Raw genomic sequence first — 14,051 nt, forward strand, 5'->3', positions numbered from 1 at the left:
CATGGGGCGCAAGAAGAAGACCGTGGAACTGGACCGGGACAACGGCGTCGCCCCCGGCCTGATCGCGAAGACCAAGAAGCGGCTCGTCGTCGCGGGAGGGCGCTCGCACCCCGAACTCACCGCGGCGGTCGCCAAGGCGCTCGGCACCGAGCTCGCCCCCGTGGAGCACCGCACCTTCGCATCCGGCGAGATCTACGCCCGTTTCGAGGTGTCGATCCGCGGCTGCGACCTGTTCATCGTGCAGTCCTTCGGCACCCCGGTCAACGAGTGGCTCATGGAGACGCTGATCATGCTGGATGCCGCCAAGCGCGCATCGGCCAAGCGCATCACCGTCGTCGCCCCGTACTACCCGTATTCGCGGCAGGACAAGAAGGGTCGCGGTCGCGAGCCGATCAGCGCACGCCTCGTCGCCGACATGCTCAAGACCGCCGGTGCGGATCGCGTGATGAGCGTCGACCTGCACGCCGCGCAGATCCAGGGCTTCTTCGACGGCCCCGTCGACCACCTGTTCGCCAAGCCCGTGCTGCTCGACCACTTCAAGCGCACTCTGAGTCCGGCGGACCGCGAGATCCTCACGGTCGTCTCGCCCGACATGGGCCGCGTGCGCGTCGCCGACACGTGGTCCGACAGCCTGGGCGCCCCGCTCGCGATCATCCACAAGCGCCGCGACCCGAAGGTCGCCAACCAGGTCTCCGTGCACGAGATCGTCGGCGCGGTCGCGGGGCGCACCTGCCTGCTCGTCGACGACATGATCGACACCGGCGGCACGATCGTGAAGGCCGCGCAGGCGCTGAAGGCGAACGGCGCGCACCGCGTCATCGTCGCCGCGACGCACGCGATCTTCAGCGACCCGGCATCCACGCGCCTGCAGGACGAGTCCATCGACGAGGTGGTCGTCACCGACACCATCCCGCTGACCGAGTCGCGCCGGTGGGAGACGCTGACGATCCTGCCGATCGCACCGCTGCTCGCGACCGCGATTCGGCAGGTGTTCGAGGACGGCTCGGTCACGAGCATGTTCGGCGGCGACGCCTGAGTCGCATCCGGAGTTCTCATAGCCGGATGCCGGATGCTGGACGCATGACCGCGCACCCCGCTCTCCGCACCGGCACCGTCGTCCGCACCGGAACAGCTCTCGCCGGCCTCGCCGGCGCCCTCGTGCTGGCCGGATGCTCGGGTGCGGCCGACGCTGATCAGCAGTCGCCATCCGGCGGCGCGCCGTCGGAGGCGACCGCCCCCTACGCCGACGGCGAGTACACCGCGGAAGGGTCGTACCAGACTCCGGAGACCGTCGAGACGGTGTCGGTGACCCTCACCCTGGAGGAGGACGTCGTCACCGCCGTCGAGGTGACCGGCGACCCGATGGCGCCCGAGACCGAGCGCTTCCAGGGCCAGTTCATCGACGGAATCGACGACGTCGTCGTCGGCAGGAAGCTCGACGACCTCCAGGTCGACAGGGTCGCCGGATCGTCGCTGACCAGCGGCGGGTTCAACCAGGCGGTCGAGGCGATCAAGTCCCTCGCGGCGGAGTGAATCGGCCGCCGTGATCGTGTGGCGCTTCGACGCGATCGGCACCCGATGGGAGATCGAGACCGCTGAGCCGCTGCCCCGCCGGGTGCGCGACGCGGTCGGCGCCGTGATCGAGCGCTTCGATGCGGACTGGTCGCGGTTCCGTGCGGACTCGCTGGTGACGCGCCTGCGCGAGGGCGGCACGGCCGCCGCGCCCGCGGACGCCGCGGCGATGCTCGGCGCATACGGTGAGCTGTCCGACGCCACCGGCGGCGCGGTGAACCCGCTGATCGGCGATGGCCTCGAAGCGCTCGGCTACGATGCCGCCGTCTCGCTGCGGCCGGGGTCACCACGGCCCGGCCCGCAGGACTGGCGACGGATGCTGCGCTGCAGCGCCGCCGCGCTGACGCTGGAGGGCCCGGCTGTGATCGATGTCGGCGCACTGGGAAAGGGCCGGCTCGTGGATCTGGTGCTCGCCGAGCTCTCAACCGTGCCGGGGCGCGTGGTCGTGGACGCCAGCGGTGATCTGCGCGTGCGCGGCGGGTCTCTGCGCATCGCCCTGGAGCATCCGTACGACCCGAGCCGGGCGATCGGCGTGGTCGAGGTCGCCGACCGCGCGCTGTGCGCCTCGGCGGTGAACCGGCGCGCGTGGGGCGGCGGCCTGCACCACGTGCTCGATGCACGCACCGGGATGCCGGTGCGCAGGTGGGCGGCGACCTGGGCGATCGCGGCCGACACCATGCACGCGGATGCCGTCGCGACCGCGCTGTTCTTCGACGGGGGTGAGCGCATCGCCGAGCGCTGGGATGCACAGTGGGTGCGGATGAGCACCGACGGACGCGTCGAGTGGTCCGCGGGCTTCGACGGCGATCTGTTCCTCGGCACCCCCGGCCGCGCCGGGGCATCAGGAAGTACGGAAGAGTAGAGGGGTGATCACCTCCTTCACGGCGCTGCGGCAGCGTGTGCTGGCCGTCCTCGGCGCGATCTCGATGTACCGGCTCGTCCTCTTCGCGCTGATCGCCCTGGCGGCGATCGCGATCGTGCTCTCGTTCTTCGGAGCGGTCGGGGCGAGCGCGCTCGAGATCGTGGTCTCGTTCGCCGTGCTCGCGCTGGTGATCTCGCTCGTCGACGCCGGTGCCCAGAGGATCCTGCGCCTGCCCTGGCGCGTGGAGTCCTCGCTGGTCACGGCGCTGATCCTGCTGTTCGTGCTGCAGCCGTCGATGACCCTTCCCGGTCTGGCCGGCACCGCCCTGGCGGGAGCGCTGGCGAGCCTGTCGAAGTACCTCATCGCCTGGCGCGGCCGGCACATCCTCAACCCGGCGGCCTTCGGCGCCGCGGTCGTGACGGTGTTCGGCCTCGGCACCTTCTCGTCCTGGTGGGTCGGCACGCCGGCGCTCGCGGTGCCGGTCGCCGTGCTGGGGCTCGCCGTGCTGTGGCGCACCGAGAAGGTGCGCATCGTGCTGGTGTTCCTCTTCATGGCCGTGATCGTGTCGATCGTGCGGCAGGCGGTGCAGGCCCAGGCGTTCGGCCTGGTCTTCTCGCTGCCCGACGCGCTGCTGCTGGCGCTCGCGCAGTCACCGTATCTGTTCCTCGGCGCGTTCATGCTCTCCGAGCCGCTCACGCTGCCCCCGAGGCGCTGGCAGCAGTTCAGCGTCGCCGGCCTGGTCGGCCTCCTCGCGGGCTGGCCGATCTCGATCGCCGGCCTCTTCACGCTCGGCCAGGAGCGGGCGCTGCTCGTCGGCAACCTGCTCGCCTTCGCCTTCGCCGTGCGCGGCTCGGTGCGCCTCGTCCTCGAGAAGCGGCAGTTCGTCACGCCGACCGCTCAGGAGCTCACCTTCCGCGTCGGGAGCCGGCTGCGGTTCATCGCCGGACAGTACCTCGAACTCGACATGCCGCACCGCCGTCCGGATGCCCGCGGCACCCGCCGGGAGTTCAGCATCCTCTCCGCGCCGGCCGACCTGCCCACGCTGCGCATCGCATACAAGGACGGCGATCAGAAGCATCCCTCCAGCTACAAGCGGGCGCTCGCCGCCGCCGAGCCCGGCGCCGTGCTCGCCGTGACCGGCACCTGGGGCGACTTCGTGCTGCCCCGGGGTGGCGCACCCGTGCTGATGGTGGCCGCGGGAATCGGCGTCACGCCTTTCGTGTCGCAGCTGCGCCAGCTGCGCGCGACCCGGGTCGAGCGAGACGTCGTGCTGGTCTACGTGGCGGCCGAGGCGGCCGAACTGGCCTTCCGCGACGAGATCGCGGAAACCGGAGTGCGGGTGGTCGTCTTCACCCGCGACGAGCCTTCGGCGCTTCCCGCGCACTGGACGTGGGCGCGCGGCGCGCGGCTGGACGCCGCCGGCCTGGAGCGGATCGTCCCGGACCTCGCCGTCAGGCACGCCTTCATCTCGGGTCCGCCGCGGCTGATCGCGGATCTCGCCCCCGCCCTGCAGAAGGCGCGCTCGCTGACGACCGACGCGTTCGCGGGCTACTGAGCCGCGGCCGCATCCGCCGCATCCGCCGCATCCTTCCCGCAGCGCCCCACCCGCCGCATCCTTCCCGCAGCGCCCCCACCACTGTCACACTTTTCGTCGATTGTCACGTCGATCGCCGTGCCAGATGCCGAAAAGTGTGACAGTGGTGGTGGTGTTGGCGAGCCGGTCACGGCTCGGGCGGTGACTCCGACCCGGATGCCGATGCCGCGGCGGCGGGCAGGCGCACGGTGAAGGTCGTGTCGCCGGGCTCACTGGTCACCGAGATCGTGCCGCCGTGCCCCTCGACGATCGCCTTCGCGATCGCGAGACCAAGGCCGGTGCCGCCGCTCTGCCGTGCACGTGAGACGTCGCCGCGCGCGAACCGCGCGAAGAGCTCCTCGCGCAGACCCGGATCGATGCCGGGCCCATCGTCGTGCACCCGCACCTCGGCCCCGTCCGGCACCGACGCCACCGAGAGCGTGATCGTCGTCCCCTCCGGTGTGTGGGTGCGGGCGTTGGCGAGCAGATTGGCGACGACCTGGTGCAGGCGCCCCGCGTCGCCCGTGATCCGCACCGGATGCTCCGGCACATCGATCTCCCACGCATGTTCGAGCGCCGTGGGCTGCGCATCCGCGATCGCCTCCACGGCGAGCTGCGTGAGATCGACCTCGCCGCGGACGAGCTCGCGGCCCTCGTCGAGACGCGCCAGCAGCAGCAGATCCTCCACCAGCCGGGTCATCCGCACCGACTGCGCCTGGATGCGCTCGAGCGCCGAGGTCGTGTTCTGCAGGGTCTCGGGCGTGCGGCCCTGGCCGAGCGCCTTGAGCGACAGCTCGGAATAGCCGCGGATCGAGGCGAGCGGCGTGCGCAGCTCATGGCTGGCGTCGGCGACGAAGCGCCGCATCCGCTCCTCGTTGCGCTGGCGGGCGGCGAGCGAGCTGTCGACATGATCGAGCAGGGTGTTCAGCGCCGCCCCCACCAGCCCCGTCTCGGTGCGCGGATCGGCTTCGGTCTCGGGCACCCGTTCGGTGATCGACACCTCGCCGCGGTCGAGCGGCTGGTTGGCGACGCGGGTGGCGGTCGCCGCGACGGCGCGCAGCGGGCGCAGACTCACGCTGATCGTCACGGCGGTGGTGAGCGCGAGTAGCACGAGCCCGCCGAGGGTGGCCAGGGCGATCACGGTGAACAGCGAACCAAGAGTGCGCTGCACCTCGGCGCGGGAGAGCCCCGTGACGATGACGGTGCCGTTCGGGGTGCGATCGACGGTCACCCGGAACGATCCGTGGTCGGCGAGCGACACCGTGGCGTCATGCGTGTCGCGCAGCGCCTGGGTCAGCTCGAACAGCTCGCCGCTGTCGAGCGCCCTGCCGCCGTTCGGGGTGACGATCAGTCCGGTCGCCGCGCTGTTGGGCGGCTGCACCGCCAGCAGCAGCCCGGCGGGCACGCGTCGTCCTGTGAGCACCCGCTCGGCGGTGAGCTGATCGCCGGGGAGCAGTTCGTCCATATCCGCGACGAGCTGCTTGGTGGTGGCCGAGTACGAGTTCAGCTGACTCTGCACCTGATCCTCGAGGGTCTTGCCGAGGGTGGCGCTGGTGATGATGGCGACGATCACCAGGATGAGCGAGACGAACCCGATCACCGCGGCCATGAGCCTGGCCTGCAGGCTCAGGGGTCGGGGCAGCATCACGACGTCCTACTGCGGCGACTTGATCATGTAGCCCACGCCGCGCACGGTGTGCAGCAGGGGAGTGCGACCGGCGTCGATCTTCTTGCGCAGGTAGGAGATGTACAGCTCGACGACCGACGACTTGCCGCCGAAATCGTAGCTCCACACCCGGTCGAGGATCTGCGCCTTCGACAGCACGCGCCGCTCGTTGCGCATCAGGAAGCGCAGCAGCTCGAACTCCGTCGCGGTCAGCTCGATCTCGTCGTCACCGCGCATCACCTCGTGGCTGTCCTCGTTCAGCGACAGATCGGCCACGCGCAGGATGGCCTGCTCGTCGTCGGCGCGCACCTGTCCGGCGCGGCGGATCACCGCACGCAGGCGCGCGATGACCTCTTCCAGGCTGAACGGCTTGGTGACGTAGTCGTCGCCCCCGGCGGTGAGTCCGGCGATGCGATCGGCGACGGCGTCCTTCGCGGTGAGGAACACCACGGGCACGAGATGGCCCGACTCGCGCAGTCTGCGCAGCACGCTCATGCCGTCGAGGTCGGGCATCATCACATCGAGTACCAGGGCGTCGGGTTCGAAATCGCGCGCCACCTGCAGCGCCTCCAGGCCGGATGCGGCGGTGCGCACCTCCCAGCCCTCCATGCGCAGCGCCATGGCCAGCAGGTCGGTCAGCATGGGCTCGTCGTCGACGGCGAGGATGCGCAGCGGCGTTCCGTCCGGTCGGCGCAGATCCGGGTGCTCAGTGCTCATGGCTCCATTGTGCGCGTCCTGCCGCATGGAAGGCTAGGGAAGTCCTATGAGCCGTCTGTGAGACACCTCAGTCCTGGTCGTGCGGCGCGTCCAGGTCGCGTTCCCAGATGCTGCTCATCTCGGCGAGAGCCCGTTCCGTGATCTTGATCATCGACTGCGCAGCGCGATCGGCGTTCCCGGTCTGGATCGCGGTGGCGATGTCCACGTGCCACTCCAGCGCCTCGGCGGCAGGGAACTGCGGCATGAGGTTGTACTGCGAGCGGCCGCGCAGCACCTCATCGACGAGGTGGTGCAGCTGGGCGAACATCTCGTTCCCGCTCATCTCCAGGACCAGTCGGTGGAACTGCAGGTCCAGACGCACGAACGCGGGCAGGTCTCCGGTCTTGCCCGCGCCCCACATCCGGCCGGCGATTCCGACGAGCTCGCTGGCCTGGTCGAGATGCGCGCGCGTGGCGGCGAGACGGGCGGCGGCGGGCTCGATCGCGCCGCGCAGCTCGGTGAGCGAGCGCAGCTGCGCCACACGACTGGGTCCGGCCAAGCGCCAGCGGATCACCTGCAGGTCGTAGACGTTCCAGTCGACGAGGGGCAGCACCCGCACCCCGATGCGGCGCTTCGGGGTGACCAGCCCCAGGGCCTCCAGTGCGCGCAGGGCCTCGCGCACCACAGGACGCGACACCTGGAAGCGGCTCTCGATCGATTCGATGGTGAAGGTGCTGTTCGGGGCGACGGCGCCCGCGCAGATCTCCCTGCCGAGCGTGTCCAGCACGAGATTGCGCAGATCGCCGACGGGTGCCGGACCGGCGTTCGTGACGCTCGATGAGGAGCTGTTCATGGATTGATCTTATCTTTCGCGCCTCACGTCTTGATAAGTATGATTTTACGTGCCTAGAGTGCTCATTGAGCAGATGTAACGGAACACCTGCACCAAGAGCTGTCGCGAAGACGCGCGGCTCGGGATGGAGACACAGTGAAGAACGGATCCACGGCCACTCGATTCGCCGCAGTGGCCCTCACCGCCGTCGTCGCCGGAGCTCTGGTCAGCTGCAGCTCCGGCTCGGACATCGACGAGAACGCCGGTATAGAGGGCGAGACCATCCGGGTCACGCTCGCCAATCACGTCTGGACCGAGACGATCAAGGAGCTGATCCCGAAGTTCGAGGAGGAGACCGGCGCGACGGTCGAGATCACTCAGCTCGCCGAGGATCAGCTCTCCGACCAGTACAACGTGAAGCTCAACGCGGGTACGGACGAGATCGACGTGCTCATGTACCGGCCGCTGCAGGAGAACATGCTCTTCGCCAGCAACGGCTATCTCTCCGACATCACCGAGCAGGTCGAGTCGGACGAGGAGTGGGACTGGGCGGACTTCCAGGAGGGACCCGCCTCGCTCACCACTTACGAGGACGCCGTCGTCGGCGTCCCGATCATCACGGAGCGCACCGTCCTGTACTACCGCAAGGACCTGCTCGAGCAGGCCGGTCTCGAGGTTCCGAAGACCCTCGAGGAGCTGGATGCGGCGGCGGCCGCCATCCATGAGCAGAACCCCGAGGTCGCCGGGTACGTCGGCCGCACCGGCAAGTCGGCCGCGGTGACGCAGTTCAGCGCGTTCCTGTTCAGCTTCGGCGGGAAGTTCATCGAGGACGGCTCGTCGGCGATCGGCAGCGATGCGGCGCGCGAGGCGTACACGTTCTACGGCGATCTCATCCGCAACCACACCGACGCCACGATCAACCCCGAGATGAGCTGGCCCGAGGCGTTCGCGGTGTTCCAGCAGGGCAAGGCCGCGTTCATCGCCGACGCCGACAGCCTCTACAAGAACATGACGGACCCGTCGCAGTCGACGGTGTCGGACCAGGTGGGCTTCGCGGCCTTCCCTGAGGGGCCCGACGGCTCCAAGCCGTACAACGTCGCGGCATGGGCGCTCGGCATCAACGAGGCGTCCGCGCACCAGTCGGCGGCCTGGCAATTCATCCAGTGGGCGACGTCGAAGGAGATCACCCTCGAGATGTCGAAGCTCGGCGTCTCCGGAGCGCGCACCTCGGTGTGGGACAACCCCGAGGCCACCGCCGAGTACCCGGAGGAGCTCGTCGAGGCGATCAAGGTCAACGGTCAGAACGGCGTCGGCCAGGACCGTCCGCTGGTGTTCCAGGTCGCACAGGCTCGCGAGATCGTCGGCGAGCCGATCGTGGTGGCGATCGCCGGGGGTGATGTCGATGAGGCGGTCGACACCGCCGACACCGCCTTCGACGAGTTCCTCGTCGAGGACAGCGAGTAACCCCTTCCGTCCGCCGTCGCCCCGGGACCGCTCCCGGGGCGACGGCCCACCCTACGGATGCACTCATGACTGCACTTCAGACTCAGAAGAGCGTCGGGGCGGGCGAGCGCTTCAGTCGTTGGGCGAACAAGCACCGCAAGTGGCTGTTCGCCGGACCGACCATGGCGTTCACGACGCTGCTGCTCGCCGTCCCGCTCGCCTGGACGCTGTACCTCAGCTTCACCGACGCCAAGCGCTCGGTGCGCCGCGACTTCGACTTCAACGGCGTTCAGAACTACGCCGAGGTGCTCACGGACACCGAGCGGTTCTGGCCCGCGGTGTGGCGGACGTTCGCGTTCACCGCAGGCGCCCTGACCTTCGAACTCATCCTCGGCATGATCATCGCCCTGCTGCTGTGGAAGCCGTTCCGCGGTCAGGGCCTGGTCCGCACGGTCGTGCTGCTTCCGCTCGTCGCCACGCCGGTCGCCGTCGGCATGATGTGGCGCCTGCTGTTCGAGCCGAACATCGGCTTCATCAACGAGATGCTCGGCTGGTTCGGCATCCCGCCGCAGCCCTGGCTCGCCGACCCTGCCACGTCGCTCGCCACCCTCACCTTCGTCGACATCTGGCAGTGGACGCCCATGGTCGCCCTGATCCTGCTGGCCGGTCTCACCAGTCTCTCCGACGAGCCGCAGGAGGCGGCGCGCGTCGACGGCGCCAACGGGTGGCAGCGCTTCTGGTACGTCACCGTGCCGCTCATGCGCCCGGTCATCATCGCCGCCGTGCTGCTGCGAGGGATCGATGCGCTGAAGACCTTCGACATCCTGTACGCCACGAAGGGCAAGGGCGGCGGCGCGTTCCACGATGTGGAGACGTTGAACGTGTACGCCTACGGGCTGAGCTTCGACTACAACGAGTACGGCGTCGCCTCGGCGGTGCTGATCCTCTTCTTCCTCATCATCCTCGCCGTGATCTGGGTGCTCCAGATGCAGAGAAAGGCCAGGGAGTCATGACCGCGATCACCGACACCCGCACCGTCGTGACCGGCGGGAGCAGACCCCCGATGCTGCGCCGGCGGCGGTTCCGGTGGAGCGGGGTGGCGCGCTTCGCCGGGCTCGCGCTGATCGTCCTCGCCTTCCTCGGACCGATCGTGTGGATGGTGCTGGCGAGCTTCAAGCTGAACGTGCAGATCTACGACCCCTCGCAGGCGTTCGTCTTCGCTCCGACGCTCGAGAACTATGGCACCGTGTTCGACCCGCGCCGCGGGAACTACCTGGTCTACATCTGGAACTCGTTCTTCGTGGCGTTCATGGCCACCGGACTGTCGCTCGTGCTGGCCGTGCCCGCCGCCTACGCGATGAGCCGGTTCATGATGAACAAGTCCGCCATGGTGGTGCTGCTCGCCCGGATCATCCCCGGTGTCAGCCTGCTGGTGCCGTGGTACTTCATCTTCGCGCAGCTGCGGATGACGGGCGGCTACGCGCCGCTGATCATGTCCCACATGTTCGTGTCGCTGCCGCTGATCCTGTACATCATGATGTCGTTCTTCGATCAGCTGCCCGAGGAGCTCGAGGAGTCCGGCCAGGTCGACGGGCTCACCGCGATCGGGGCGTTCTTCCGCATCACGCTGCCGCTGTCGATCCCCGGCATCGCGACGGCGACCATCCTGTCGTTCATCTTCTCGTGGAACAACTTCATGTTCGCGCTCGTCCTCTCCGGGCAGTCGACCAAGACGCTGCCCGTCGCCATCTTCGATTTCATCGGGTACGCCTCGATCGACTGGGGGGCGCTGATGGCGGCATCCGTCGTCGTCACCACGCCGATCATGCTGATCGCGCTGTTCACCCAGCGGTACATCGTGTCGGGGCTCACCGCCGGCGCCACGAAGGGATAGGCATGATCCCTGCATCCATCACCCGGGTCGAGAGCTTCCCGGTCGCGCCGCGCTGGCTGTTCGTGCGCATCGAGACGGACGACGGCCTCGTCGGCTGGGGTGAGGCATCGCTGGAGGGGTACGCCGACGTCGTGCGAGCGGCCGTCGACCAGTTCGCCGAGTACCTGCTCGGCAAGGACCCCGGCCGCATCGAGGATCACTGGCAGGTGCTCACCAAGGGGCAGTTCTACCGGGGCGGCCCTGTGCTCGCCAGCGCCGTCTCCGGCGTGGACCAGGCGCTGTGGGACCTCAAGGGCAAACGGCTCGGCGTGCCGGTGCACGACCTGCTGGGCGGCCCGGTGCGCGACCGCATCCGCGCGTACGGCTGGGTCGGCGGCGATGATCCGGCCGAGGTCGCCGACCACATCTCCGCGCAGCTCGAGGTCGGCCTCACCGCGGTGAAGATGAACGCCTCCGGGCGGATGAATCGCAGCGGCACCGTCGCCGATCTGAACGGCGTCGTCGACCGCGTCGCCAGCGCGCGCGAGGTGCTGGGGCCCGACCGGGATGTGGCCGTCGACCTGCATGGCCGGTTCACGCTGGGCACCGCGCGACGCCTCGCGCCGCTCATCGAGCCGCTGCATCCCTTCTTCATCGAGGAGCCGGTGGTCCCGGAGAACACGCACATGATCGGAAAGATGGTGGATGCCACCACGATCCCGATCGCGACCGGCGAGCGCCTGTACACCCGGCAGGAGTTCCTGCCGGTGCTGGCGGCCGGCGTGGCGATCGTGCAGCCGGACCTGTCGCACGCCGGCGGGATCTCGGAGGTGCGCCGCATCGCCGCGCTCGCCGAGGCGTTCGACGTCGCCATCGCCCCGCACTGTCCGCTCGGCCCGCTCGCACTGGCCTCCTGCCTGCAGATCGGCTTCGCCGTGCCGAACCATCTCATCCAGGAGCAGTCGATCGGCATCCACTACAACAGCGGCGCCGAGGTGCTCGACTACGTCGCCGACACGTCGCCGCTGAAGTTCGTCGGCGGCGGGTTCGAGCGCCTCACCGGCCCAGGGCTCGGCATCGAGATCGACGAGCGCGCGGTGCGCGACGCCTCGGCGAGCTGGGAGCGCTGGCAGAACCCGGTGTGGCGTCACCCCGACGGATCGGTCGCGGAATGGTGAGGGCGCGCCGCCGATGCCGGCCGGGCGCGAGAGGCGGCGTGTCGTGCGTGCGGTGATCAAGCGCCGAGAGGGCCAGTCGGGGATCGAGATCGGCGAGGTCGACCCTCCGTCCGCCGGGCCGGGCGAGGCGATCGTCGACGTGATCGCCACCGGCCTCTGCGGCACGGACGTGCACATCGCCCACGACGAGTACGCGCACGCCCGCCCCGTGATCATGGGGCATGAGGTCCTCGGCGTGGTCTCCGCGACCGGCTCGCCGGAGGACGCCGGATGGATCGGCGCCAAGGTCGCGCTGGAGACGTACTTCTCGACGTGCGAGCACTGTGACGCGTGCCGGGCCGGCCGGCGGAACCTCTGCGCCGAACGCCGGTCGATCGGGTCGTTCCGTGACGGCGGGTTCGCGTCGCGGCTGCGCGTGCCCGTGATCAACCTGCACCGCCTCCCGGCGACGCCGGGAGAGCTCGACGGCGTGCTGAGCGAGCCGCTCGCCTGCGTCGCGCAGTGTCTGCTCGACCCGCCGGTGGTGCAGGCCGGCGACCGGGTGCTCGTGACCGGGCCGGGCGCGATGGGGCAGCTGGCGGCGCAGGTCGCCCGTGCGTCCGGCGGCGTCGTGACCCTCGCGGGTCTGCCGTCGGATGCCGCGCGCCTCGCCGTCGCCGCCGAACTCGGCATCGGCGTCACCGAGGGCCCGCCGGACGAGGATGCCTTCGACGTCGCGATCGAATGCTCCGGCGCCGCAACGGCGGCGGCATCCGCCCTCCGTGCGCTGCGCGCGGGTGGGAGGTACGTGCAGGTCGGCATCTTCGGCCGGGAGATCATGCTGCCGTTCGACACCGTGCTCTACAAGGAGCTGACGGTGACGAGCGGCTTCGCCTCGACCCCCGCCTCGTGGCGCGCCGCGATGAGGCTCATCGCGTCGGGTGACGTCATCCTGACCCCGCTGATCACCGGCAGGGTGGGCATCGACGACTTCTTCTCGGCGCTGACGGCCGCGGAGCGCGGCGAGGGCGTGAAGACGGTCGTCGTGCCCTGACCTGTCGCGGTGTCGGTCACCAGGGCTAGCGTGTGCACATGGATTCAGAGCAGAACCTGCGGCCTCGGACCGCAGAAGATGTCGCCGCCCTCGTACGGCAGGCGCAGGCGGGCGCTCAGCCCGTCACCGTGATCGCGGGCGGTCACGGACCCTGGTCGCACTCCGCATCGGAGGGTGTGCGGATCGACCTCTCCGCGCTCGCGGACATCGGCGTGGCGGGCTCACGGGTGAGCATCGGCGGCGGCGCCACCTGGGGTGCCGTGGCGGACGTGCTCGCCGACCACGAGCTCGCCCTCAGCTCCGGTGACACCCGCAGCGTCGGCGTCGGCGGGCTCACCCTCGGCGGAGGCATCGGACTGATGGTGCGCGCCTGGGGACTGGCCGTCGACCAGCTCGTCGGCGCCCAGGTCGTCACCGCCGCGGGGGAGATCGTCGAGACCTCGGCCACCGAGCAGCCGGAGCTGTTCTGGGCGCTGCGCGGCGGCGGAGGCAACTTCGGCGTCGTCACCCGCTTCGATTTCGAGGCGCATCCGCTGACGCGCGTCGCGCTCGGCGAGTTCCTCGTCGGCGACGGTGCGGACCGTGCCGCGGTGCTGCGAGCGATGCGCGACATCCTCAGGGATGCACCGCGGGAGCTGACCGTGACGTACATGGACGTGCCCGCGATGGACCCCAGTGCACCGGCCGGCGCTCGTCTCGTCGCCGTCTGGGCGGGTGACGACCCCGATGCACTCCGTCGCGTCTTGGCCCCGCTGACCGAACTCGACGGTGTCGTCGGCGACGTCTCCGGCGCGGCGTATCCCGACATCCTGATGGAGATGCCGCAACCGGCCGACCCCGACGCCGCACCCCCTCGGCTGCTGGGCGGTAACGGGCTGATCCGCGAGCTGGACGATGAGCTCATCGACCGCCTGGTGGCCTTCCGATCGGCGTACCCCGCCTCGGTGGTCTTCCTGCGCTCACTCGGCGGCGCCTTCGGCGACGTTCCGCAGGAGGGCACGGCCTTTCCCGCCCGCGACGCGACCTGGTTCGTGATGGCAGGCGGCTTCGACGTGCCCGGGATGCTCGACGACGCCATGCGCGAAGCGGTGCTCGCCGACGCGGGGGCCATCACCGGCGGACGACTCGCCGAGTATGGGAACTTCGCCGATGCGGAGCGCCCGGACGCGGTGCCCGGCATGTTCGACGTCGTCGCGTACGAGCGGCTGCGCGAGCTGAAGGCGCGATGGGACCCCCAGAACACCTTCCGGCGCAACCACAACATCGCGGTCTGATGCGCGAGAGGCCGGGACCGTACGATCCCGGCCTCTCGGCATGAAGCGG

At 69.8% G+C, this 14,051-nt stretch carries 13 protein-coding genes; 10 read left to right on the plus strand and 3 right to left on the minus strand.

Annotated elements, in window-relative coordinates; all coding sequences use genetic code 11:
* Position 1: 1 nt before the first annotated feature.
* Genes ACFWH5_RS14795 through ACFWH5_RS14810 form a run of 4 tightly spaced genes read left to right on the plus strand, consistent with a single transcriptional unit; the run spans position 2 to position 3,989 of the window.
* Positions 2-1,036, plus strand: coding sequence for a ribose-phosphate diphosphokinase (locus ACFWH5_RS14795; RefSeq protein ID WP_378836009.1), 1,035 nt, complete (start codon positions 2-4; stop codon positions 1,034-1,036).
* A gap of 44 nt (positions 1,037-1,080) precedes the next feature.
* A complete protein-coding gene (locus ACFWH5_RS14800; RefSeq protein WP_378836012.1) occupies positions 1,081-1,533 on the plus strand; it encodes an FMN-binding protein in 453 nt (150 codons plus the stop codon).
* Between the two features lie 10 nt (positions 1,534-1,543).
* Positions 1,544-2,434, plus strand: coding sequence for an FAD:protein FMN transferase (locus ACFWH5_RS14805; protein ID WP_378836015.1), 891 nt, complete (start codon positions 1,544-1,546; stop codon positions 2,432-2,434).
* Positions 2,435-2,438: 4 nt separating this feature from the next.
* A complete protein-coding gene (locus ACFWH5_RS14810) occupies positions 2,439-3,989 on the plus strand; it encodes an FAD-dependent oxidoreductase (protein WP_378836017.1) in 1,551 nt (516 codons plus the stop codon).
* Between the two features lie 166 nt (positions 3,990-4,155).
* On the opposite strand, the gene ACFWH5_RS14815 is transcribed toward ACFWH5_RS14810, so the two are convergent.
* The 3 genes from ACFWH5_RS14815 to ACFWH5_RS14825 form a co-directional block, all read right to left on the minus strand.
* The gene (locus ACFWH5_RS14815) at positions 4,156-5,652 is read right to left on the minus strand and encodes a sensor histidine kinase (protein WP_378836020.1); all 1,497 of its coding nucleotides are present in this window, start codon (positions 5,650-5,652) and stop codon (positions 4,156-4,158) included.
* Positions 5,653-5,661: 9 nt separating this feature from the next.
* Entirely contained in the window at positions 5,662-6,390 is a 729-nt protein-coding gene (locus tag ACFWH5_RS14820; protein ID WP_378836021.1) for a response regulator transcription factor, read from the minus strand.
* A 67-nt stretch (positions 6,391-6,457) separates the two neighbouring features.
* Positions 6,458-7,222: a FadR/GntR family transcriptional regulator gene (locus ACFWH5_RS14825; RefSeq protein ID WP_378836024.1), complete on the minus strand. Its 765-nt coding sequence runs from the start codon at positions 7,220-7,222 to the stop codon at positions 6,458-6,460.
* A gap of 135 nt (positions 7,223-7,357) precedes the next feature.
* Between ACFWH5_RS14825 and ACFWH5_RS14830 the strand changes: the two genes are divergently transcribed.
* The 6 genes from ACFWH5_RS14830 to ACFWH5_RS14855 all read left to right on the plus strand — a co-directional run bounded on the left by ACFWH5_RS14830 (position 7,358) and on the right by ACFWH5_RS14855 (position 14,002).
* Positions 7,358-8,665 carry an ABC transporter substrate-binding protein gene (locus tag ACFWH5_RS14830; RefSeq protein WP_378836028.1) on the plus strand — a complete coding sequence of 436 codons (1,308 nt, stop codon included), beginning with the start codon at positions 7,358-7,360 and terminating at the stop codon, positions 8,663-8,665.
* A 65-nt stretch (positions 8,666-8,730) separates the two neighbouring features.
* Positions 8,731-9,657, plus strand: a complete 927-nt coding sequence (locus ACFWH5_RS14835; protein WP_378836030.1) for a carbohydrate ABC transporter permease — start codon at positions 8,731-8,733, stop codon at positions 9,655-9,657.
* Complete coding sequence (locus tag ACFWH5_RS14840) at positions 9,654-10,538, plus strand: carbohydrate ABC transporter permease (protein WP_378836033.1); 885 nt, start codon at positions 9,654-9,656, stop codon at positions 10,536-10,538. Before ACFWH5_RS14835 ends, ACFWH5_RS14840 begins: the two co-directional genes overlap by 4 nt.
* A gap of 2 nt (positions 10,539-10,540) precedes the next feature.
* Positions 10,541-11,695, plus strand: coding sequence for a galactonate dehydratase (gene dgoD, locus ACFWH5_RS14845; protein WP_378836035.1), 1,155 nt, complete (start codon positions 10,541-10,543; stop codon positions 11,693-11,695).
* A 43-nt stretch (positions 11,696-11,738) separates the two neighbouring features.
* Positions 11,739-12,728, plus strand: coding sequence for a zinc-binding dehydrogenase (locus tag ACFWH5_RS14850; protein ID WP_378836038.1), 990 nt, complete (start codon positions 11,739-11,741; stop codon positions 12,726-12,728).
* A 38-nt stretch (positions 12,729-12,766) separates the two neighbouring features.
* Positions 12,767-14,002: an FAD-binding oxidoreductase gene (locus ACFWH5_RS14855; RefSeq protein WP_378836041.1), complete on the plus strand. Its 1,236-nt coding sequence runs from the start codon at positions 12,767-12,769 to the stop codon at positions 14,000-14,002.
* The last annotated feature ends 49 nt before the right edge of the window (positions 14,003-14,051 follow it).

It is taken from the genome of Microbacterium sp. NPDC058345, from assembly GCF_042723855.1.
GTDB lineage: Bacteria > Actinomycetota > Actinomycetes > Actinomycetales > Microbacteriaceae > Microbacterium.

What these genes read in the sequence shown, in the direction of transcription:
- ACFWH5_RS14795 (WP_378836009.1), top strand. Translation starts at nt 2, where the DNA reads ATGGGGCGCAAGAAGAAGACCGTGGAACTGGACCGGGACAACGGCGTC.
- ACFWH5_RS14800 (WP_378836012.1), top strand. Translation starts at nt 1,081, where the DNA reads ATGACCGCGCACCCCGCTCTCCGCACCGGCACCGTCGTCCGCACCGGA.
- ACFWH5_RS14815 (WP_378836020.1), bottom strand. Translation starts at nt 5,652, where the DNA reads ATGCTGCCCCGACCCCTGAGCCTGCAGGCCAGGCTCATGGCCGCGGTG.
- ACFWH5_RS14820 (WP_378836021.1), bottom strand. Translation starts at nt 6,390, where the DNA reads ATGAGCACTGAGCACCCGGATCTGCGCCGACCGGACGGAACGCCGCTG.
- ACFWH5_RS14825 (WP_378836024.1), bottom strand. Translation starts at nt 7,222, where the DNA reads ATGAACAGCTCCTCATCGAGCGTCACGAACGCCGGTCCGGCACCCGTC.
- ACFWH5_RS14835 (WP_378836030.1), top strand. Translation starts at nt 8,731, where the DNA reads ATGACTGCACTTCAGACTCAGAAGAGCGTCGGGGCGGGCGAGCGCTTC.
- ACFWH5_RS14840 (WP_378836033.1), top strand. Translation starts at nt 9,654, where the DNA reads ATGACCGCGATCACCGACACCCGCACCGTCGTGACCGGCGGGAGCAGA.
- dgoD (WP_378836035.1), top strand. Translation starts at nt 10,541, where the DNA reads ATGATCCCTGCATCCATCACCCGGGTCGAGAGCTTCCCGGTCGCGCCG.
- ACFWH5_RS14855 (WP_378836041.1), top strand. Translation starts at nt 12,767, where the DNA reads ATGGATTCAGAGCAGAACCTGCGGCCTCGGACCGCAGAAGATGTCGCC.